General features: G+C 60.6%; 19 protein-coding genes. 4 read left to right on the forward strand and 15 right to left on the reverse strand.

Annotated features, from left to right (window positions below; translation table 11 throughout):
- Positions 1-77: 77 nt before the first annotated feature.
- From PSH87_RS05795 to PSH87_RS05845, 11 genes are all read right to left on the reverse strand, one after another.
- Positions 78-416 carry a GlpM family protein gene (locus tag PSH87_RS05795; protein WP_124526125.1) on the reverse strand — a complete coding sequence of 113 codons (339 nt, stop codon included), beginning with the start codon at positions 414-416 and terminating at the stop codon, positions 78-80.
- Positions 416-1,696, reverse strand: coding sequence for a sigma-54 dependent transcriptional regulator (locus tag PSH87_RS05800; RefSeq protein WP_305434261.1), 1,281 nt, complete (start codon positions 1,694-1,696; stop codon positions 416-418). Before PSH87_RS05800 ends, PSH87_RS05795 begins: the two co-directional genes overlap by 1 nt.
- A gap of 53 nt (positions 1,697-1,749) precedes the next feature.
- Complete coding sequence (locus PSH87_RS05805; protein WP_305432865.1) at positions 1,750-3,651, reverse strand: sensor histidine kinase; 1,902 nt, start codon at positions 3,649-3,651, stop codon at positions 1,750-1,752.
- A 217-nt stretch (positions 3,652-3,868) separates the two neighbouring features.
- Entirely contained in the window at positions 3,869-4,603 is a 735-nt protein-coding gene (locus tag PSH87_RS05810; RefSeq protein ID WP_017738301.1) for an amino acid ABC transporter ATP-binding protein, read from the reverse strand.
- The gene (locus PSH87_RS05815) at positions 4,600-5,271 is read right to left on the reverse strand and encodes an amino acid ABC transporter permease (RefSeq protein WP_017738300.1); all 672 of its coding nucleotides are present in this window, start codon (positions 5,269-5,271) and stop codon (positions 4,600-4,602) included. The genes PSH87_RS05810 and PSH87_RS05815 overlap by 4 nt, the downstream gene beginning before the upstream one ends.
- A complete protein-coding gene (locus PSH87_RS05820; RefSeq protein ID WP_017738299.1) occupies positions 5,271-6,017 on the reverse strand; it encodes an amino acid ABC transporter permease in 747 nt (248 codons plus the stop codon). The genes PSH87_RS05815 and PSH87_RS05820 overlap by 1 nt, the downstream gene beginning before the upstream one ends.
- 193 nt (positions 6,018-6,210) lie before the next feature.
- Positions 6,211-7,137 (reverse strand): glutamate/aspartate ABC transporter substrate-binding protein, encoded by a 927-nt coding sequence (locus tag PSH87_RS05825; RefSeq protein ID WP_010212760.1) that lies wholly within the window; start codon positions 7,135-7,137, stop codon positions 6,211-6,213.
- A 311-nt stretch (positions 7,138-7,448) separates the two neighbouring features.
- Positions 7,449-8,987, reverse strand: a complete 1,539-nt coding sequence (gene glpD / locus PSH87_RS05830; RefSeq protein WP_017738298.1) for a glycerol-3-phosphate dehydrogenase — start codon at positions 8,985-8,987, stop codon at positions 7,449-7,451.
- Positions 8,988-9,290: 303 nt separating this feature from the next.
- The gene (locus PSH87_RS05835) at positions 9,291-10,046 is read right to left on the reverse strand and encodes a DeoR/GlpR family transcriptional regulator (protein WP_017738297.1); all 756 of its coding nucleotides are present in this window, start codon (positions 10,044-10,046) and stop codon (positions 9,291-9,293) included.
- Between the two features lie 83 nt (positions 10,047-10,129).
- Positions 10,130-11,635: a glycerol kinase GlpK gene (gene glpK / locus PSH87_RS05840; RefSeq protein ID WP_305432866.1), complete on the reverse strand. Its 1,506-nt coding sequence runs from the start codon at positions 11,633-11,635 to the stop codon at positions 10,130-10,132.
- A gap of 78 nt (positions 11,636-11,713) precedes the next feature.
- On the reverse strand, positions 11,714-12,571 hold the full coding sequence (locus PSH87_RS05845; protein WP_305432867.1) for an MIP/aquaporin family protein: 858 nt from the start codon (positions 12,569-12,571) through the stop codon (positions 11,714-11,716).
- A gap of 326 nt (positions 12,572-12,897) precedes the next feature.
- Here PSH87_RS05845 and ybaK point away from each other — a divergent pair, with 326 nt between their 5' ends.
- Entirely contained in the window at positions 12,898-13,368 is a 471-nt protein-coding gene (gene ybaK, locus PSH87_RS05850) for a Cys-tRNA(Pro) deacylase (RefSeq protein WP_305432868.1), read from the forward strand.
- A gap of 137 nt (positions 13,369-13,505) precedes the next feature.
- Here the strand turns inward: ybaK and PSH87_RS05855 are convergent, their stop codons facing one another.
- Complete coding sequence (locus tag PSH87_RS05855; protein ID WP_017738293.1) at positions 13,506-14,615, reverse strand: ABC transporter ATP-binding protein; 1,110 nt, start codon at positions 14,613-14,615, stop codon at positions 13,506-13,508.
- Positions 14,612-15,532, reverse strand: coding sequence for an ornithine carbamoyltransferase (argF, locus tag PSH87_RS05860; protein WP_026136991.1), 921 nt, complete (start codon positions 15,530-15,532; stop codon positions 14,612-14,614). Before argF ends, PSH87_RS05855 begins: the two co-directional genes overlap by 4 nt.
- A gap of 435 nt (positions 15,533-15,967) precedes the next feature.
- Between argF and PSH87_RS05865 the strand changes: the two genes are divergently transcribed.
- Both PSH87_RS05865 and grxD read left to right on the forward strand, forming a co-directional pair.
- The gene (locus tag PSH87_RS05865) at positions 15,968-18,076 is read left to right on the forward strand and encodes a molybdopterin oxidoreductase family protein (RefSeq protein ID WP_305432869.1); all 2,109 of its coding nucleotides are present in this window, start codon (positions 15,968-15,970) and stop codon (positions 18,074-18,076) included.
- A gap of 77 nt (positions 18,077-18,153) precedes the next feature.
- Positions 18,154-18,492 (forward strand): Grx4 family monothiol glutaredoxin, encoded by a 339-nt coding sequence (gene grxD / locus PSH87_RS05870; protein ID WP_017738289.1) that lies wholly within the window; start codon positions 18,154-18,156, stop codon positions 18,490-18,492.
- 69 nt (positions 18,493-18,561) lie between these two features.
- Here grxD and bfr read toward each other — a convergent pair whose 3' ends face one another.
- Together bfr and PSH87_RS05880 are read right to left on the reverse strand one after the other, a co-directional pair.
- The gene (gene bfr / locus PSH87_RS05875; protein WP_017738288.1) at positions 18,562-19,032 is read right to left on the reverse strand and encodes a bacterioferritin; all 471 of its coding nucleotides are present in this window, start codon (positions 19,030-19,032) and stop codon (positions 18,562-18,564) included.
- Between the two features lie 201 nt (positions 19,033-19,233).
- A complete protein-coding gene (locus tag PSH87_RS05880; protein ID WP_003208706.1) occupies positions 19,234-19,452 on the reverse strand; it encodes a bacterioferritin-associated ferredoxin in 219 nt (72 codons plus the stop codon).
- Positions 19,453-19,694: 242 nt separating this feature from the next.
- Between PSH87_RS05880 and PSH87_RS05885 the strand changes: the two genes are divergently transcribed.
- A complete protein-coding gene (locus PSH87_RS05885) occupies positions 19,695-20,297 on the forward strand; it encodes a peroxiredoxin (RefSeq protein WP_003172097.1) in 603 nt (200 codons plus the stop codon).
- Positions 20,298-20,340 lie beyond the last annotated feature (43 nt).

Here is a 20,340-nt window from a genome sequence, read left to right on the forward strand (position 1 = left end):
GGTTCAGTTAAAGCATCTTTGGCTGACACACCGCTATCGCAGGCAAGCCAGCTCCCACAGTTTTTGACCGAGTTGTGTCAGGTGTGGACGCGGACCCAGATGCTCACCAACACCGTCGCGGCCATCAGCCAGGCTACTGCGGCGACGGCCAGCGATGCCTCAAGCCGCAACCGATCCACCACCACATACAACGTCGCCAAATACACAAAGTACGGAATGATCGACCACATCCCGAACAGGATCGTGGTCTTCAAGTCCTCCACCGAACGGCCTTTGCCGACGATGTAGTGGGCGATCAGCGCGAAGGTCGGAAACAGCGGCACCAGGCCCGCAATGTAGTAGTTCTTGGTCTTGGCCAGCGCGGCCAGGATCAATACGACGGCCGCGCCCAGGGCGGCTTTCAGGAACAGATCCATCAGTGGCTCAACCCATATTTCTTGACCTTGTCGAACAAGGTGGTCTTGGCCATGCCCAGTTCCAGGCTGGCCTGGGTCAGGTTGCCGCCGCTGCGTTGCAGGGCGTCGCCCAGCAGGTTGCGCTCGAAGGCTTCCACCGCTTCGGTAAAGGCCAGGCCTTGGCTGCTGCCGGTGGCGCCGCTTTTCTTGAAGGCAGGCAGGCCAAGGGCGAAGCGTTCGGCGACGTTGCGCAGTTCGCGCACGTTGCCCGGCCAGTCGTGGCTCATCAGGCTCGACACGGTCTGGTTGTCCAGCTCCGGCGCGGCGCGGTCAAAGCGCAGGGACGACTGCTGCAGGAAGTGTTCGAACAGTTGCAGGATGTCTTCGCGGCGTTCGCGCAGGGGCGGCAGTTCCAGGGTTACCACGTTGAGGCGGTAATACAGGTCGCTGCGGAACTGGCTGGCGCGGCTTAGTTCGTCGAGGTCGGACTTGGTCGCGGCGATCACCCGGCAATCCACGGCCACGCTCTGGTTCGAGCCCAGGCGTTCGAGGGTGCGTTCCTGCAACACCCGCAGCAATTTGATTTGCAGGTTGATCGGCATGCTTTCCACTTCATCGAGGAACAGTGTGCCCTCGTGAGCGTGTTCGATCTTGCCGATGCGGCGCTTGCCGGCGCCGGTGAAGGCGTTGGCTTCATGGCCGAAAATCTCGCTTTCGAACAGGTTCTCCGGCAGGCCGCCGCAGTTCAGGGCGACGAACTGGTGACTGTGGCGGCGGCTGAAATCATGCAGGCAACGGGCGACCAGTTCCTTGCCGGTGCCGGTCTCGCCTTCGATCAGCACGTTGGCCGAGGTGTCGGCGACGTTGGCGATCAGCTCGCGCAGGTTCTGCATGGCCGGCGAGCGGCCGATGATGCGGCCTTCCAGGGAGTCACGCTCGGCCAGCTGACGGCGCAGCGCCCAGACTTCCCGCGCCAGCCCGCGTTGTTCCAGGGCGCGGCGGGCGACGTCCACCAGGCGTTCGGGGGAGAAGGGTTTTTCCATGAAATCGTAGGCGCCATTGCGCATGGCGCCGACGGCCATGGAGATATCGCCATGCCCGGTAATCAGCACCACCGGCAGGCTTTTATCCAGGGCCTTGAGGCGGGTCAGCAACTCCAGGCCGTCGATGCCCGGCAGGCGGATATCGCTGATGACAATGCCCGCGAAGTTCTCGCCGATGCGCTTGAGCGCTTCCTCGGCACTGGCCACGCCGACGCTGGGAATATCTTCCAGGGCCAGGGCTTGCTGGCAGCCCAGCAGCACATGGGGGTCGTCCTCGACAATCAGGACGGTGAGGTCTTTGGGATCAGTAGTCATGTCGGCTCAGCTTTTTGAGCGCCTGCCAACGGCAGGCACAGGACAAAGGCAGTACCACCGCCCACCGGATGCTCCACGGCAAGGTTGCCGCCGGTGGCCGCGGCGAGGCTGGCGGACAGGGTCAGGCCCAGGCCCAGGCCTTGCTCGCCGGGTTTGGTGGTGAAGAACGGTTCGAACAAATGCTTGCGCGCCTCGGCGTCGATGCCGTGGCCATTGTCGCGTACGTGCAGGCGGTATTTGCCCTCGGCGCTGCTGCCGTCCAGCCATAGTTCCGGGGCCGGCTGGGCTTGCATGGCGTCGAGGGCGTTGCCGATCAGATTAACCAGGATCTGCTCCAGGCGCGTCTGATCAATCTGCAATTGGGCGTGGGAAAAGTCCCTGTGTACGGTCAGCGGCAGGGTGTCCAGGCGTGCGCCGAGGACCTGGAATGCGGCATCCACGGCCTTGCCCAGGTTGGCTTCGCCCTGGTCGTCACCGCGCCGGGCGAACGAGCGCAGGCTGGCGGTGATGCGGCCCATGCGGTCGATCAGTTCGTTGATGGTCTTGAGGTTGGCGCTGGCGGTGTCCAGGGCGCCGCGCTCAAGGAAGCGCACGGTATTGCCGGACAAGGTGCGCAGCGCGGCCAGCGGCTGGTTCAATTCGTGGGCGATGCTGGTGGACATCTGGCCGATGGCGGCCAGCTTGCCGGCTTGCACCAGCTCGTCCTGGGCGCGGCGCAGGGTTTCTTCGGCCTGGCGCCGTTCACGGATCTGGCCCTTGAGCCGTTCGTTGCTGGCGCGCAGGTCGGTGGTCCGTTCGGCAATCCGACGCTCCAACTGGCTGTTGGCTTCCTGCAACGCTTCCCGCGCGGCGAGGCGCGTGGCGATGACCTTGCGCCGCTCGTTCCAGGCGATCAGCAGGAACGCCACCAGGCCAAAGGCCACGGCCACCAGGATGCCCTGGTTGATCGCGGCGCGGCGCAGGTCGTTGAGCGGGGTGAGCAGGGTGAAGTTCCACGGCGTGTCGTTGAGCGGGCGGGTTTGCGCCAGGTAGCTGACTTCGTGCTCGTCGTTGACCACTTCGCTGTTGGCGGGGAAGGTGAGCTTCTCGGTGCCTTCGTTGAGGCGCTCGCGGGCCAGGGGCTCCAACTCGTTGAGCGTCGCCCAGTAATATTGCAGGCTGTGGGCCAGGCGGTCCTTGGTGTCATCGCTCAGCGGGCGCACGGCCTTGAGGCGCCGGGCCGGGTCGCTGGAGAGGATGATGATGCCATTCTCGTCGCTGACAAAGGCTTCGAGGCGCGCGCGCTGCCAGCGCTCTTCCAGGGCTTCGAGGCGCACCTTGACCACGGCCACGCCGATGATCTTGCCGTGTTCTTCCAGGCCATGGGCCAGGTAGTAGCCGGGCTCGCCGTTGGTGCTGCCGATGCCGTAGAAACGCCCGGGCTGGCCGCGTACGGCGTTCTGGAAATAGGCGCGAAAGGACAGGTCTTCACCCTGGTAACTGTCGGCATCGCGCCAGTTACTGGTGGCCAGCACGCGGCCGGTGGTGTCCATCACGTAGATGGCCCGACTGCGACTGCGTCGGTTCAGGCCTTCAAGGTAGTCGTTGACCGATTTGCGGGTTTCCTGGCTCGGCTCGGCCAGTAGCTTGGAGACGCTGGCTTCCAGCTCCAGCAGGCTCGGCAGGTAGGTGTATTTGCTCAGTTCGCTTTCGACGGTGCGGGCGTGCAGCTCCAGCTGGCGTTCGCCGTTGTCGCTGAGGGTGCGGATGCCATAGTACTCACTGATCCAGAAGCCGACATAACCCAGGCCGATCATCAGGGCGATAATCAACGGCGGCAGGAACAGTTGGCGAATCAGGCGTGGTTTCACGGCAAGTGATGGCGGTGCGGCGCGAAATTGGTTGGGGTCGCATTTCATCACAGATGCCTTGGGTCAACCAGAGCTGTTGGCCCGGTGTTTGTGTGGGCACTGGGGCTTGTGTGGGAGCTGGCTTGCCTGCGATGCAGACACCTCGGTCTATCAGTGGCACCGAGGCGATCCTATCGCAGGCAAGCCAGCTCCCACACAAGCCAGCTCCCACACAAGAGCCAGTGCCTGCACAGGCCCGGTTCCCACAGGGAGCGCGAGCCCGGTTTTAGTGTTGCAGGATTTTCTCAAGGAAGTGCTGCGCGCGTTCGGAGCGGGCGCTGATGTCGCCGAAGAACTCTTCTTTCGGGCAGTCTTCGATGATCTTGCCGGCGTCCATGAAGATCACGCGGTCGGCCACTTTGCGGGCGAAGCCCATTTCGTGGGTCACGCACATCATGGTCATGCCTTCCTGGGCCAGTTGCACCATGACGTCGAGCACTTCGTTGACCATTTCCGGGTCGAGGGCCGAGGTCGGTTCGTCGAACAGCATGACGATCGGGTCCATGGCCAACGCGCGGGCAATCGCCACACGTTGTTGCTGGCCGCCGGAGAGCTGGCCGGGATGCTTGTGGGCGTGCGCCGACAGGCCGACGCGCTCCAGCAGTTGCAGGCCTTTCTTGGTGGCTTCTTCCTTGCTGCGGCCGAGCACCTTGATCTGCGCGATGGTCAGGTTTTCGGTGATGGTCAGGTGCGGGAACAGTTCGAAGTGCTGGAACACCATGCCCACGCGCGAGCGCAGTTTTGGCAGGTTGGTCTTCGGGTCGGCGATGGAGGTGCCGTCCACGATGATGTCGCCCTTCTGGAACGGTTCCAGCGCGTTGACGCACTTGATCAGGGTGGACTTGCCCGAGCCGGACGGCCCGCACACCACGATCACTTCGCCTTTTTTGACATCAGTGCTGCAATCGGTCAGCACCTGGAAGTCGCCATACCACTTGTTGATGTTCTTGATAGAGATCATACGGCAAACCTTTTTTGCAGACGCTTGACCAGCAGCGAGGCGGAAAAGCTGATGATGAAGTAGACGACACCGGCAAAGATCAGGAACTCATTGGAGCGGCCGATGATGTCGCCGTTGGAGCGGGCGGAGTTGAGGAAGTCCACCAGGCCCACGGTGTAGACCAGCGAGGTGTCCTGGAACAGGATGATCGACTGTTGCAGCAGCAACGGGGTCATCTTGCGGAACGCCTGGGGCAGGATGATCAGGCGCATGGTCTGGCCATAGGTCATGCCCATCGCTTGCGCTGCGCCCATCTGGCCCTTGGGGATCGACTGCACGCCGGCCCGCACGATTTCACAGAAGTACGCGGCTTCGAACATCATGAAGGCCACGACGCAGGAGGCGAACGCGCCGATCGGGGTGTCTTCGCCCGTGATCCAGCGCAGCACGAACGGTACCGCCAGGTAGAACCAGGTGATCACCAGCAGCAACGGGATCGAGCGGAAGTAGTTCACATAGGCGCCAGCCACGCGCGACAACAGTTTGTTGGACGACAGGCGCATCAGCGCGAGGACCGTACCCAACGCGATGCCGCCGACCACGCCCATGACCATCAGCTGCAAGGTCATGACCATGCCGTTCCACAGGCCTGGGATAGCGGGGATGATACCGCTGAAATCAAGTTCCATTATTTACCCCCCACGGAGATCAGGCCGGGCACTGCGACTTTCTTCTCGACCAGGCGCATGAGCAGCATCAGGCTCATGTTCAGGGTGAAGTAGATCAGCGTGGCCAGGGTGAAGGCTTCAAACAGGTTGGCCGAGAACTCGGCGGTCTGCTTGGTTTGCGCCAGCAATTCCATCAGGCCGATCAAGGACGCCACGGAGGAGTTCTTGAACACGTTGAGGAATTCCGAGGTAAGCGGCGGAATGATGATCCGGTAGGCCTGGGGCAGCAGCACGTTCCAGTAGATCTGCGGCAGCTTGAAGCCCATGGCGCGCGCGGCGGATTCCTGGCCGCGCGGCAGCGCCTGGATGCCGGTACGCACTTGCTCACACACGCGGGCGGCGGTGAACAGGCCCAGGCACACGACAACGCTCAGGTAGGCCGAGGTGGTCGGGTTGAGGTCTTGTTTGTACCAGTCCTGCAGGTTTTGCGGCAGCAGGTCGGGGATCAGGAAGTACCAGATGAACAGCTGCACCAGCAGCGGCACGTTACGAAACAGTTCCACGTAGCAGGTCGCGATGCCCGATACGAGGCGGTTTGGCACGGTGCGCATGACCCCCAGAATGGAGCCCAGCAGCAAGGCGATAATCCATGCCACGACAGCGATGGCAATGGTCCAGCCCAGGCCGGCGATGTACCAGTCGAGATAAGTCTCGCTGCCCACGCCGGTGGACTTGAAGAACACGCCCCAGTCCCAGTTGTAATTCATTAGGGTCTCCCCTCGAAGTCGATCAATGTACAAGCACCCGCTTGGGGAAAATCCATTCCCGCCCGACGGTGAACGCCAGGCACACAAGATCGGCTCGAAAACCGCCAGGTCGAGTGTTCCAAATAAAGCCAGCAGGTAGTAACAGACGCCTGAGGGAGGGTTGGCTCCCTCAGGAGATAAGCTTAGTCAGGTATCAGATTTTTACGTCAGGCGCTGGTTTGTCGCTTGGGTTGGCGATCAGCTCCTTCACCTTGTCGCTCATCGGGAAGTTCAGGTTCAGGCCTTTTGGTGGAATCGGGCTCTCGAACCACTTGCTGTAGATCTTGTTGATCTCGCCGGACTTGTACAGGGCGACGATGGCGTCATCGACGGCCTTTTTGAAGGCTGGGTCGTCTTTACGCACCATGCACGCGTAGGCTTCGAAGGACTGCGGAGTACCGGTGATGACCCAGTCGTCCGGCTTCTTGGCCTTGGCTTCTTCACCGGCCAGCAGGGCGTCGTCCATCATGAAGGCTACGGCGCGGCCGCTTTCCAGCATCTGGAAGGATTCGCCGTGGTCTTTGGCGGAGATGACGTTCATGCCCATCTGCTTGTCGGCGTTCATCGCCTTGATGATGCGCTCGGACGTGGTGCCGGCGGTGGTCACGACGTTCTTGCCTTTGAGGTCGGCGAAGTCAGCGTAGGACGGCTTGCCATCCTTGTCTTTCTTGACCAGCAGGCGGGTGCCGATTTCGAAGATGTTGACGGTGAAATCAACTTGCTGGGCGCGTTCGGCGTTGTTGGTGGTGGAGCCGCACTCGAGGTCCGCGGTGCCGTTCTGGATCAGCGGAATACGAGTTTGCGAAGTGACCAGGTTGTACTTGGCCTTCAGGTCGGGTTTGTTCAGGTCTTTTTTCAGTTGCTCGACGACGGCCAACTGAATGTCGTGGGAGTAGCCCACTGGCTTGCCCGAACCATCCGCGATGTAGGAAAACGGAATGGAGCTGTCGCGGTGCGCGAGGGTGATGGTGCCGGAGTCGTTGATTTTCTTCAGTGTGCCGGTGAGTTCGGCGGCGAAAACTGGAGTGCTGATCAGAGCAGCAGCGATAGCTGCGCCCAGGATATGGGGAACGATGCGCATCAATACTTCCTCGACATTTGTTTTTTTTATGAAGCCGGCTAAACGGCTCTCTTGTACAGCGAATGCCCGTGACGGCTCCTGAGGCGTCTCAGGCAATCGTCAGGGAGTGTAGAGCATGAGTCGTGCCAGACCCGAAACAAAAGTCTAACTCTATGATTTATATGATGATTAACTTTGTGTGACGGCGAATTTTCCTACATTTAATCCGGCAAACCGAATCGCCAGGGACGTTGCGTTCGGAAAACCGAATGGGGCGGACGTAAAAAAGCCCCCGGGCCTCGCGGCGCAGGGGCTTCTGTACGGAAGATCGATCAGGCCGCTTCGATCTTGCCGCGATTGCGCTCAACCTTGGACAGATAACGCTGCACGTTGTCCTGTTCTTCCGGGGTGGTGAACAGGCCGAGCTTGGTACGGCGCCACAGGACGTCCTGGGGCTGGGTCGCCCACTCTTCCGTGCACAGGTAGTCGACTTCGCGGGTGTACAGGCCGCCCCCGAGGTGCTCGCCCAGATCCGCCAGCGATTGCACGCCTTCCAGCAGGCGCCAGGTGCGGCTGCCGTAGGTGGTGGACCAGCGGCGCGCGATTTCGCTCGGCACCCAGTCGAACTTGTGGCGGATCGCTTCGGCCAGAGCTTCGGGCGTGGTCATGTCTTCGCCGCCGGGCAGGCTGGCCTTCGCGGTCCAGCTGGGGCGCATCTGCGTGAAGTACGGCGCCAGTTGCGCCATCGCCGACTCGGCGAGCTTGCGGTAGGTGGTCAGCTTGCCGCCGAACACCGACAGGATCGGTGCCTCGCCCGTGCCGCCGGACAGCGCCAGGGTGTAGTCGCGGGTGATGGCCGACGGGTTGTCCGATTCGTCGTTGCACAGCGGGCGCACGCCAGAGTAGGTGTGCACGATGTCGTCGCGGCTCAGCTGCTTCTTGAAGTGCGCGTTGACCACCTTGAGCATGTAGTCGGTTTCACCTTCGGTGATTGCCACTTTCGCCGGATCGCCGGTGTATTCGCGGTCGGTGGTACCGATGATGGTCAGGTGGTTCAGGTACGGAATGGTGAAGACGATGCGCTGGTCTTCGTTCTGCAGGATGTGGGCGTGGGCGCCTTCGTAGAGTTTCGGCACGATCAGGTGGCTGCCCTGGATCAAGCGGATGCCGTAGGGCGAATCCAGCTTGAGGTCATCCTTGATGAACTTGGCAACCCACGGGCCAGCGGCGTTGACCAGTGCGCGGGCACGGATCGAGAACAGGCTGCCATCGGCACGTTCCATGTTCATTTCCCACAGGCCCTTGCTGCGGTGCGCGCTGATGCAACGGGTCTGGGTGTGGATGTGTGCGCCTTTCTCGCGGGCGGCCATGGCGTTCAACACCACGAGGCGGGCGTCATCGACCCAGCAGTCGGAGTATTCGAAGCCTTTGGTGATTTCGCTTTTCAGCGGGCTGTCGGCGCCGAACTTGAGGCTTTTCGAACCGGCGAGCTTTTCGCGCTTGCCGAGGTTGTCGTACAGGAACAGGCCGGCACGAATCATCCACGCCGGGCGCAGGTGCGGGCGGTGCGGAAGGACAAAGCGCATCTGCTTGACGATGTGCGGGGCCTTGGCCAGCAGCACTTCACGTTCGGCAAGGGCTTCGCGCACCAGGCGGAATTCGTAATGTTCGAGGTAGCGCAGGCCGCCGTGGATCAGCTTGCTGCTGGCGGAAGAGGTGTGGCTGGCGAGGTCGTCCTTTTCACAAAGGAACACCGACAAACCGCGCCCGGCTGCGTCTGCTGCAATGCCGACGCCATTGATCCCGCCGCCGATTACGGCGACGTCATAGACTTCGGCAAGCGGTGGAGCAGGCAAGGTGGAAGGGTTCATCGGCTGGCCTCGCGATTTTTTCGTCTTGGAATTCGAACATTAATGTTCATTTGCGAAAATGGTAGCTGATAAATGCGCGCGCAGCCAGCCGAGTTCGATTGAAAAAATTCATCGAAGGGCTGGGGAAGGAAAATTTGTGAACAGGAGCCAGATGCAGGCTTGGGGAGGTCGGTGCTAGGTAGATCGCCATCGCGGGCAAGCCCGCTCCCACAGTTGACCGAGTTCCAGCATGGGAATGCGGTCGAATGTGGGAGCGGGCTTGCCCGCGATGGCGGCGGTCCAGTCACCCGAGAGTTCGAAGGTTTAAACGACTTCCAGCCGCACCTTATGCTCACTCAACAACTGCACCAACGCCGGCACCGGCTGTTGGTCGGTCACCAAGCAATCCACCAGGCTGATCGGCCCCAGGCGAATCATGGCATTGCGCCCGAACTTGCTCGAATCCGCCGCCAGAATCACCTGTCGTGCATTGGCAATGATCGCCTGGGACACCCGCACTTCCTGGTAATCAAAGTCCAGCAGGCTGCCATCTTCATCGATGCCGCTGATGCCCACCAAGGCAAAATCCACCTTGAACTGGTTGATGAAATCCACACTGGCCTGGCCCACCACACCGCCATCGCGGCGCACGTTGCCGCCGGTCAGCAGCACGTCGAAGTCGTCCTTGGCACTGAGCATGGTGGCGACGTTGAGGTTGTTGGTGATGATTTTCAGGTGGTTGTGGTTGAGCAACGCGCGGGCGATGGATTCGGTGGTGGTGCCGATATTGATGAACAGCGAGGCGTGGTCGGGGATCTGTGCGGCAATGGCTTCGCCGATGCGCTGTTTCTCGTCGCGCATCTGGTCGGCGCGCATGGCGTACGCGGTGTTCTCGACACTGGAGTCATAGGCCGCGCCGCCGTGGTAGCGGCGCAGCAGATTGGCGTCCGCCAGCTGGTTGATATCGCGGCGGATGGTTTGCGGGGTGACGACGAACAGCTGCGCCATTTCCTCGATACTGACGTAGCCGCGTTCGCGGACCAGTTCGAGGATTTGTTGTTGGCGGGGAGGCAGATTCATTGGGCGTCCTTTGGGCTGCCATACAAAAGTGGCCCATGATGACGCAGGAATCGGCTCCCGGCCAGTTACAACCTGACGTTGGCTTATTCGGCGCCTTCGTGGGGCTCCCAGTCACGGGTGCGGCTAACGGCTTTTTGCCAGCCGGCGTAGAGCTTCTCTTTGGCCGCTTCGTCCAGTTGTGGTTCGAATTCGCGCTCGATCACGGCCTTGCCGCGCAACTCGTCCAGGCTGCCCCAGAAGCCGCATGCCAGGCCAGCCAGATAGGCCGCGCCGAGTGCGGTGGTTTCGCGCATTTGCGGGCGCTCGACCTGGGTGCCGAGGATGTCGGCCTGGAATTGCATCAGGAAGTTGTTGGCCACGGCGCCGCCGTCCACGCGCAGGGCTTTGAGGCGTTCGCCGGAGTCCTGCTGCATGGCGTCGAGCACGTCACGGGTCTGGTAGGCAATCGACTCCAGGGCTGCACGAATAATGTGATCCACGCGTACGCCACGGGTCAGGCCGAACAGCGCGCCACGGGCATATGGGTCCCAGTACGGCGCACCCAGGCCGGTGAAGGCGGGCACCAGGTACACGCCGTTGCTGTCCTTGACCTTGCCGGCGAAGTATTCGGTGTCGTGGGCGTCGTTGATGATTTTCAGCTCATCACGCAGCCACTGCACGGTGGAGCCGCCGTTGAACACTGCGCCTTCCAGGGCGTAGGCCACTTCGCCACGCGGGCCGCACGCGATGGTGGTGAGCATGCCGTGCTTGGATTTCACTGCCTTGTCGCCGGTGTTCATCAGCAGGAAGCAGCCGGTGCCGTAGGTGTTCTTGGCCTGGCCGGCTTCGACGCACATCTGGCCGAACAGCGCGGCCTGTTGGTCGCCAGCGATACCGCCGATGGCGATGCCGCTTTTGGTGCGGCCGTAGATTTCCGACGACGACTTCACTTCCGGCAACATCTCGCGGGGAATGTCGAGGATCTCCAGCATCTTCGCATCCCACTCCAGGGTGTGGATGTTGAAGAGCATGGTGCGCGAGGCGTTGGTGTAGTCGGTGACGTGGGTCTTGCCGCCGGTAAATTTCCAGATCAGCCAGCTGTCGATGGTGCCGAACAGCAGTTCGCCGTTGCGCGCACGTTCGCGGCTGCCTTCGACGTTGTCGAGGATCCACTTGAGCTTGGTGCCGGAGAAGTACGGGTCGGTGACCAGGCCGGTGGTGTCGCTGATGTATTGCTCGTGGCCGTCGCGCTTGAGTTGCTGGCAGATCTCGGTGCTGCGGCGGCACTGCCAGACGATGGCGTTGTAGATCGGGCGGCCGGTGACCTTGTCCCACACCACGGTGGTTTCACGCTGGTTGGTGATGCCGATGGCGGCGACCTGGTCATGGTGCAGGCCGGCCTGGGCCAGGGCCTCGACCATTACCGCGCTCTGGGTGGCGAAGATTTCCATCGGGTCATGCTCGACCCAGCCCGCTTGCGGGTAATGCTGGGCGAACTCGCGCTGGGCGGTGCACACCACGTTGGCGTCACGATCAAAGATGATCGCTCGCGAGCTGGTGGTGCCTTGGTCAAGGGCGATGATGTAGTTCTTATTCTGAATATCGGTCATGTCGAATGCCTTGGGAAATAAGAAAGTCGGTAATCAGCCTGGGCCGCAAAAAGGGCAGGTGCGTCCAGGCTGGCGCTATCAGGAAATACGGGTCTTGCCGTTGACAGCCGTGTCAGGTGTTTCTTCTGCAACAGTAGGTGCGGCGCTCGGCAGATGACGGGCAATCAGCCCGCGATAGGCCGCAGCACCCAGGCATGCGCCAACAATTGGCGCGAAAACCGGAATCAGGAAGTAAGGAATATCGCGACCGCCAGTAAAGGCTATTTCACCCCAGCCAGCGAAAAAGGTCATTAGCTTGGGCCCGAAATCACGCGCCGGGTTCATCGCAAAGCCGGTCAACGGGCCCATGGCGCTACCGATCACGGCGATCAGCAGGCCGATCAGCAGCGGGGCCAGCGGGCCGCGCGGCAAGCCGTTGTTGTCATCGGTGAGGGCCATGATCACGCCCATCAGGATCGCGGTGATCACCACTTCCACCAGGAACGCCTGGGCGGTGCTCAGCAGCGCATGGGGGTAGGTGGAGAACACCGACGCCAATTCCAGGCTGGCCTGGGAGCCGCGAACCATATGGTGGGTTTGTTCGTAATCGAAAAACAGATTGCTGTAGAGGGTGTACACCAAGGCGGCCGAGCAGAAGGCGCCGGCGACCTGGGCGAGAATGTAGAAGGGCAGTTTGCGCTTTTCGAAGTCGGCGAAAATGCACAGGGCGATACTGACCGCCGGGTTGAGGTGCGCCCCGGAAATACCGGCGCTCAGGTAGATCGCCATGCTGACGCCAACCCCCCAGATAATACTGATTTCCCACAAACCAAAGCTGGCACCCGCGACCTTGAGCGCAGCGACGCATCCTGTACCGAAGAAGATCAGCAGCGCAGTCCCCAGGAATTCGGCCATGCATTGGCTCGAAAGTGAAGGCTGTTGAAGAGCAGTTGTCATGGAAAACCTCAGTTGTTGTTCTTGTCTGGCGCACGCTCTCAACGGAGCGTTGCGCGATTTTCACCGTGGCAAGGATCCCCATCCCGGACACGGCTTACTGCTCGAGTGCTGCAGGAGCATTCCTACAGGATTCGGAAACGAAAAAATATAGACAAGAATGACGGCTGTCAAAGGTCGAAAGTGAACCATTGGTCACTTTCAAACTATTGATCGGGTGAATGACCACGCTTGTAACATTGTGTGTGTACGGCGAAGCGTGCGCAGTAGAGCGTTTTACGCGGGCTTGGCCTAGAATTGGCCATCTGTTTGCCACGCCTGGAGCCAGCATGACCCCTGCATTGGACCTGTTGAAAAAAGTTCGCGCCGAACATCGTATTCACAGTTATGAACATGATCCCAAGGCGGCTTCGTATGGCCTGGAGGCCGCGGAGAAGTTGGCGCTGGATCCGGCGCAGGTGTTCAAGACCTTGCTGGCCAGCAGTGAAAAGGGCGAATTATTGGTGGCGGTGGTGCCGGTCGTCGGAAGTCTGGACCTGAAGGCGCTAGCTCACGCGGCAGGTGTCAAGAAAGTCGAAATGGCCGATCCGGCAGCGGCGCAGCGTTCTACCGGTTACTTGCTGGGCGGGATCAGCCCGTTGGGGCAGAAGAAGCGCTTGCGTACGTTTATCGATGAGACGGCGCAGCCGTTTGCGACGATTTTTGTGAGTGCGGGGAGAAGGGGGCTTGAGGTTGAGTTGCCGGCAGCGGTGTTGGCGGAGCATACCCAGGCGAAATTTGCGCCGATTGGGCGGGCCTGATTACCTTTCTTAGAACCTATGCAAAACGAATGTGGGAGCTGGCTTGCCTGCGATAGCGGTGTGCCAGTCGATATGTTTTTGACTGATCCACCGCAATCGCGGGCAAGCCCGCTCCCACATTTTTTGATCCGGTTTTGTCAGTGGGCAGCGCTGTAACGGCGCACGCCGGAATCGGATTGCGGAATCTGCGCCGCCACACTTCCTGACGCCTGGAACAGTACGAGGTGCTCCGCCGCCACCCGAATCCCTACATCCGCGCCCACCTGATGGTCGGCGTGGCTTGGAAAAATCGACTCCAACTGCGCACCCGTCGGCAGTTGCAGGCGATACAGGGTCGACGCGCCGAGGAAGGTCTTGCCCACGATCCGCGCTTTCAACGTGCTGTCTGGCGCGTAGACGATGTCGTCGGGGCGCAGCAATACATCCACGGCGCCACCGGTTGGCCATGGGTAGGCGCGGTTCCCGCGCAGGTCGCCCAGTTCGGTGCTGACCGAGTCCGGCGAGCTCAATTGGCCACGGATGAAATAACCCTGGCCGATAAAGCTCGCGACATAGGTTGTCTGCGGTTCGTGATAGAGGTTGTAGGGCGTGTCCCATTGCTCCAGGCGGCCTTCCTTGAAGACGCCGACCTGATCGCTCACGGCGAACGCTTCTTCCTGGTCATGGGTCACCAGGATCGCACTGGTGCCGCGCGCCTTGAGGATGTCGCGCACTTCGTGGCTGAGCTTGCGCCGCAGTTCGCCGTCGAGGTTGGAGAACGGCTCATCCAGTAGCAGCAGTTGCGGTTCCGGCGCCAGGGCGCGGGCGAGGGCGACGCGTTGTTGCTGCCCGCCGGAAAGCTCGTGGGGGAAGCGCTTGCCCAGGTTCTTCAGGTTGACCAGTTCCAGCAACTCGGCGACCACGCGGTCTTTTTGCGGGTGCTTGCGAATGCCGAACGCAATGTTGTCCGCCACGCTGAGGTGGGGAAACAGGGCGTAGTCCTGGAACACCATGCCGATGCGACGTTTCTCCGGTGCCAGGGTGAAACCGGCGCTGGAGATCACTTCGCCCGCCAGGCTGATTTCCCCTTCGTGGACCGGCTCAAACCCGGCGATCGCGCGCAGGGTGGTGGTCTTGCCGCAACCCGAGGAGCCCAGCAGGCAGCCGATGTCGCCGGCGTTGAGGTGCAGATTGAGGTTCTGCACCACCCGTTGATCTTGATAGCCGCATGCCAGATTGCGCAGGTTCAGCAGGAATGGCTGGCTCATGCGTGGTGGTACGACGGCGGGACGAGGAATTCGAGCAGGGCCTTTTGTGCATGCAGGCGGTTTTCGGCCTGGTCCCAGGCGACCGAACGGCTGTCATCCAGCAGGTCGAGGCTGATTTCTTCACCACGGTGGGCCGGCAGGCAGTGCATGAACAGCACGTCCGGTGCAGCCAGATCGAGCAGGGCACGGGTTACCTGGAACGGCGCGAAGAGCGCGAGGCGCTTGGCGGTTTCTTCTTCCTGGCCCATGGAGGTCCAGACGTCGGTGCTGACGAGGTGCGCGCCCATCACTGCTTCGCGTGGGTCACGCACAACGGTGACGCGCTCGCCGGCTTGTGCGAGGAAACGGGCGTCAGGCTCGTAGCCCTCCGGGCAGGCAACGCGCAGTTGGAAGTCGAACTGGATCGCCGCTTCTATATAGCTGTTGCACATGTTGTTGCCGTCGCCGATCCAGGCCACGGTCTTGCCCTGGATCGAACCACGGTGCTCAAGGAAGGTTTGCATGTCGGCCAGCAACTGGCACGGGTGCAGGTCATCGGACAGGCCGTTGATCACTGGTACGCGGGAGTGGGCGGCAAATTCAGTGACGGTGCTGTGGGCGAAGGTGCGGATCATCACCGCATCGAGCATGCTCGACATCACGATGGCGCTGTCGGCGACGGTCTCGCCACGGCCCAGCTGGGTGTCGCGCGATGACAGGAAGATGGCTTGGCCGCCCAGCTGGATCATGCCGGCTTCAAAAGACACGCGGGTGCGGGTCGAGGATTTCTCGAAAATCATCCCGAGCACGCGGTTTTTCAAAGGCTCGAACAGTACGCCGCGGTTACGCAGGTCTTTAAGCTCAATGCCTCGACGGATCACGCTGACCAGCTCTTCGGGCGTGCAATCCATCAGGGAGAGAAAGTGCCTTGCGCTCATCATTAACTACCTTTTTGCAACAGACCGCAGATACTCAAAGCCTTGTTTATTGTGACAACGGGCGAGACCTGCGGCGAAAGCCGCACGGGGCGACGAAATAGGGGAAGGCGCGATATTGACATTAAATGTCGCGTCTTACCAATAGGGGCTACGTTTTTAGGGGTGTTCAAGAAGGGCGCCTGAGCGCTTTTGAAGACGAATTCCTGACAGCAGCGAGCCATTTGTACACTGGCCCCGTAACCTTTTGCAATCCGCCGGGGCGGGCCTGGGCCGGGTTGTGTCGGTTTCAGCGGTGATGTGCGAAGTTTCTGAAATATTTACTCATGCTTACCCATGGCTTGGCCTGATGTCCGTCGATTCACGGGGCGAACCTTGGTGGCGTCCTCATCGGTCGCGGCCCATAGTTGAGTCAAAGCCCTAATAAAGAGACTGGCCATGACCAAGACTCTCCATCACCGTGCCTGCCATCTGTGTGAAGCCATCTGCGGCCTGACCCTGGAAACCACGCGCGCCGACGACGGCAGCCTGGCGATCACCTCGATCAAGGGCGACGCGCTGGACACCTTCAGCCGTGGCCATATCTGCCCCAAGGCCGTGGCGTTGCAGGATATCCAGAATGACCCGGATCGCCTGCACCAACCGATGTTGCGCGTGGCAGGCGAATGGCAGCCGATCCCGTGGGACGATGCGTTCAAGCTTGTCGCCGAACGGCTGGCAGGCATCCAGGCCCGGCATGGGCAGAATGCGGTGGCGGTGTACCAGGGCAACCCCAGCGTGCACAACTACGGGCTGATGACCCACAGCAACTACTTCCTGGGCCAGCTCAAGACGCGCAACCGCTTTTCCGCGACCTCGGTGGACCAACTGCCCCATCACCTTACCAGCCACCTGATGTACGGTCATGGCCTGTTGCTGCCTATCCCGGATATCGATCACACCGACTTCATGCTGATCCTGGGTGGCAATCCGCTGGCGTCCAACGGCAGCATCATGACTGTGCCCGATGTGGAGAAACGCCTGAAAGCCATCCAGGCCCGGGGAGGCAAGGTGGTGGTGGTTGATCCTCGGCGCAGTGAGACGGCGGCGATGGCCGACCAGCATATATTTGTGCGCCCCGGTGGGGATGCGGCGTTGTTGTTCGCGGTGCTCAACACGTTGTTTAGCGAGAACCTGACCCGTGCCAGCCATTTGCCCGTCGAAGGCCTGGAGGATGTGCAGCGCGCCATTGCCGCGTTCACCGCCGAGGCCATGAGCCGCCAGTGTGCGGTGCCGGCCGGGCAGATTCGCCAGTTGGCGCGGGACTTTGCCGCGGCGGACAAGGCCGTGTGTTACGGGCGCATGGGGGTTTCGACCCAGGCCTTCGGCACGCTGTGCCATTGGCTGGTGCAGTTGATCAACCTGGTCACCGGTAACCTGGATCGGGTCGGCGGTGCGTTATGCACGTCGCCAGCAGTGGACCTGGTGGCGTCCACCGGCGGCGGGCATTTCAATCGCTGGCAGAGCCGGGTTTCCGGGCGCCCCGAGTATGGCAGCGAGTTACCGGTGTCGGCCTTGGCTGAAGAAATGCTGACGGAAGGCGAAGGACAAATCCGCGCGCTGGTGACCGTCGCCGGTAACCCCGTGTTGTCCACGCCCAACGGTCGTCAGTTGGAACAAGCCCTGGATGGCTTGGAGTTCATGGTCAGCATCGACCTCTATATCAACGAGACCACGCGTTATGCGGACTTGATCCTGCCGTCCACCTCGGCCCTGGAAAACGATCACTACGACACCACGTTCAATATGTTCGCCGTGCGTAATGTCACCCGCTTTAATCGCGCGATTTTGCCCAAGCCCGAAGGCGCGTTGCATGACTGGGAGATCTTTGTCGGTTTGGCCCAGGCGTTCGCCGCGCAGACGGGGGCTGCGCTCAAGCCGACCATGGCGCCGGCGCAGATGATCGACTTCGGGCTGCGGGCCGGAGCGTATGGTGATGGGTCCGAGCATAAGCTGTCCGTCGCGATGCTGGCAGATCACCCCCATGGCGTGGATCTGGGGCCGCTCAGGGCCAACCTCTCCCAGCGTCTGAAAACTGCGGATGGCAAGGTGCAAGCGGCGCCTGCGGTGATCCTTGCCGACCTGGCGCGGTTTGCCGCGCAGCCGCTGCCGGTGGCTGACGAACTGTTGTTGATCGGACGCCGGCATGTGCGCAGCAATAATTCCTGGATGCATAACTATCACCGCTTGGTGAAGGGCAAGCCGCGTCATCAGTTGCTGATGCATCCCGATGACCTGTCCAGCCGGCAGTTGAGTGATGGCCAGCGGGTGCGCGTGAGTTCACGCATCGGCATGATCGAGGTGGAAGTGCTGGCCAGTCTGGACATGATGCCCGGCGTGGTCAGCCTGCCCCACGGTTGGGGGCATGGCCGGCCGGGCGTGCAGATGAGCATCGCCAGCGGGCAGCCGGGGGCGAGTGCGAACGACTTGACCGACGAACGGCAATTGGACGAGTTGTCGGGCAACGCCGCGCTCAATGGCGTTCCGGTGCAGGTCGCAGCTGCCTGAGCACCCGGCTGGAATTTTGCGTTACAATGCGCCACCGTGCCGACCTGTGAGTCGCAAAGTTCCAGCCGAGGTGTTCCATGGATATCATCGAAACGATCAAAGAGCAGATTGCTGCCAACACCATTCTGCTTTACATGAAGGGCGCACCTAACGCTCCTCAGTGCGGTTTCTCCGCGAAGGCGTCCCAGGCCATCATGGCGTGCGGCGAGAAATTCGCTTACGTGGATATCCTGCAAAACCCTGAAATCCGCGCCAACCTGCCGAAGTACGCCAACTGGCCTACGTTCCCACAACTGTGGGTGGCCGGTGAGCTGGTCGGCGGTAGCGACATCATCGTCGAGATGGCGGCTGATGGTTCGCTGCAAGCCCTGATCAAGGAAGCGGCGGCGAACGCGGCGGCCAAGACCGACGCTTGATTCGTTTGCAATAAAAAGCCCCGCTTCTCGTGAGAGAGCGGGGCTTTTTTATACCTGCTTGCCGAGGGCTTATTCGCCCATCTGCGATTGCAGGTAGTTTTCCAGGCTGACTTTGTCGATCAGGCCCAGTTGGGTTTCCAGCCAGTCGATGTGTTCTTCCTGGTCTTCCAGGATATCTTCCAGCAGTTCGCGGCTGCCGAAGTCGCCTTTGGTTTCGCAGTGAGCGATGGCGGCCTTGAGGTCGCTGTGGCTCTTCTGTTCGAACTTGAGGTCGCTGCTGATCATTTCCTGGGTGTGCTCGCCGATGTTCAGCTTGCCCAGGTCCTGCACGTTCGGCAGGCCTTCCAGGAACAGGATGCGCTTGATCAGCGCGTCGGCGTCCTTCATGGCCTTGATGGACTCTTTGTATTCGCGCTTGCCGAGCTTTTCCAGGCCCCAATCGTCATACATGCGTGCATGCAGGAAGTACTGATTGATCGCGACCAGTTCATTGGCAAGGATTTTGTTGAGTTGCTGGATGACTGAGATGTCGCCTTTCATGACTGGGGTCCTGCCCTGTAATCGCTGTGTATAGGGCGGAGTTTGAGCGGCGAAAACCTTAGTGTCAAACCTAAGTTATTGAATAATAAATGAAAATTAATCGGAATAAGAATGTTTGTGTTCCGCGTCTTGGCGCTAACTAATTGAATTGCGGGCATAAAAAAACCGGACACTAAGTCCGGTTCTTTAAAACACGCCTATTTAGGCGTGTGTAAATTCTGCTGAATAGGGGATTGCGGCCTGGGCTGTTTGCAGCTGCGTCAGGGTTTCCCGTACCACTTGCTTGGCGAGGCAGGCACATTTCCCGCACTGGCTGGCAACGCCGGTGGTTTCACGCACTTCCTTGTAGCTGCAGCAACCTTCGTAGATTGCTTCGCGGATTTGTCCGTCGGTGACGCCAGTACAGAGGCAGACATACATAAGGGAGAACCGTCGCGGGTTTAAGGCTTAAGTGCGGTGGATCTTAATGTTAACGAGAATGATTGTCAAAGTAGATTCGTAGGGTATTCGCTGACAGCGTGCCCGCACTGACGAACGGTTTTTTCAGTGTATGATGGTCGGTCTTCACGAAGCGTGACTGCGTCACAGGGCTGTCGCTTAAGGGCGCCAGACTGGGCCGGTCCTTTTACTTCAATCGTCACCCTTACATCAGGAGATATCCAATGAGCGTACTCGTCGGCAAACAAGCCCCGGATTTCGACGTACCCGCCGTCCTCGGCAATGGCGAAATCGTTGACAGCTTCAAGCTGTCTGAAGCCATCAAAGGCAAATACGGCCTGGTGTTCTTCTACCCGCTGGACTTCACCTTCGTCTGCCCTTCGGAGCTGATCGCTCTGGACCACCGCATGGACGATTTCAAGGCGCGCAACGTTGAAGTGGTAGCCGTTTCCATCGACTCCCATTTCACCCACAACGCCTGGCGCAACACCGCCATCAATGATGGCGGCATCGGCAAAGTCAAATACACCATGGCTGCCGACATGAAGCACGACATTGCCAAGGCCTACGACGTTGAGTCCGAAGGCGGCGTGGCTTTCCGTGGCGCATTCCTGATCGATGACAAGGGCGTTGTACGCTCCCAGATCATCAACGACCTGCCACTGGGCCGTAACATGGAAGAGCTGATCCGCCTGGTCGACGCCCTGCAATTCCACGAAGAGCACGGCGAAGTCTGCCCGGCCAACTGGAAAAAAGGCGACAAAGGCATGAACGCTTCGCCAGAAGGCGTTGCGGCTTACCTGACCGAGAACGCTGGCAAGCTGTAAGCCAGAGTCGAGGTACAAAAAAACCGGCCTGAGAAGGCCGGTT

The sequence above is a fragment of the Pseudomonas sp. FP453 genome (genome assembly GCF_030687495.1).
Lineage (GTDB): Bacteria > Pseudomonadota > Gammaproteobacteria > Pseudomonadales > Pseudomonadaceae > Aquipseudomonas.

Coding starts and splice junctions, on each gene's coding strand:
- PSH87_RS05795 (WP_124526125.1), bottom strand. CDS start 416: ATGGATCTGTTCCTGAAAGCCGCCCTGGGCGCGGCCGTCGTATTGATC.
- PSH87_RS05805 (WP_305432865.1), bottom strand. CDS start 3,651: ATGAAATGCGACCCCAACCAATTTCGCGCCGCACCGCCATCACTTGCC.
- PSH87_RS05810 (WP_017738301.1), bottom strand. CDS start 4,603: ATGATCTCTATCAAGAACATCAACAAGTGGTATGGCGACTTCCAGGTG.
- PSH87_RS05815 (WP_017738300.1), bottom strand. CDS start 5,271: ATGGAACTTGATTTCAGCGGTATCATCCCCGCTATCCCAGGCCTGTGG.
- PSH87_RS05820 (WP_017738299.1), bottom strand. CDS start 6,017: ATGAATTACAACTGGGACTGGGGCGTGTTCTTCAAGTCCACCGGCGTG.
- PSH87_RS05825 (WP_010212760.1), bottom strand. CDS start 7,137: ATGCGCATCGTTCCCCATATCCTGGGCGCAGCTATCGCTGCTGCTCTG.
- glpD (WP_017738298.1), bottom strand. CDS start 8,987: ATGAACCCTTCCACCTTGCCTGCTCCACCGCTTGCCGAAGTCTATGAC.
- PSH87_RS05835 (WP_017738297.1), bottom strand. CDS start 10,046: ATGAATCTGCCTCCCCGCCAACAACAAATCCTCGAACTGGTCCGCGAA.
- glpK (WP_305432866.1), bottom strand. CDS start 11,635: ATGACCGATATTCAGAATAAGAACTACATCATCGCCCTTGACCAAGGC.
- PSH87_RS05845 (WP_305432867.1), bottom strand. CDS start 12,571: ATGACAACTGCTCTTCAACAGCCTTCACTTTCGAGCCAATGCATGGCC.
- ybaK (WP_305432868.1), top strand. CDS start 12,898: ATGACCCCTGCATTGGACCTGTTGAAAAAAGTTCGCGCCGAACATCGT.
- PSH87_RS05855 (WP_017738293.1), bottom strand. CDS start 14,615: ATGAGCCAGCCATTCCTGCTGAACCTGCGCAATCTGGCATGCGGCTAT.
- argF (WP_026136991.1), bottom strand. CDS start 15,532: ATGAGCGCAAGGCACTTTCTCTCCCTGATGGATTGCACGCCCGAAGAG.
- PSH87_RS05865 (WP_305432869.1), top strand. CDS start 15,968: ATGACCAAGACTCTCCATCACCGTGCCTGCCATCTGTGTGAAGCCATC.
- grxD (WP_017738289.1), top strand. CDS start 18,154: ATGGATATCATCGAAACGATCAAAGAGCAGATTGCTGCCAACACCATT.
- bfr (WP_017738288.1), bottom strand. CDS start 19,032: ATGAAAGGCGACATCTCAGTCATCCAGCAACTCAACAAAATCCTTGCC.
- PSH87_RS05880 (WP_003208706.1), bottom strand. CDS start 19,452: ATGTATGTCTGCCTCTGTACTGGCGTCACCGACGGACAAATCCGCGAA.
- PSH87_RS05885 (WP_003172097.1), top strand. CDS start 19,695: ATGAGCGTACTCGTCGGCAAACAAGCCCCGGATTTCGACGTACCCGCC.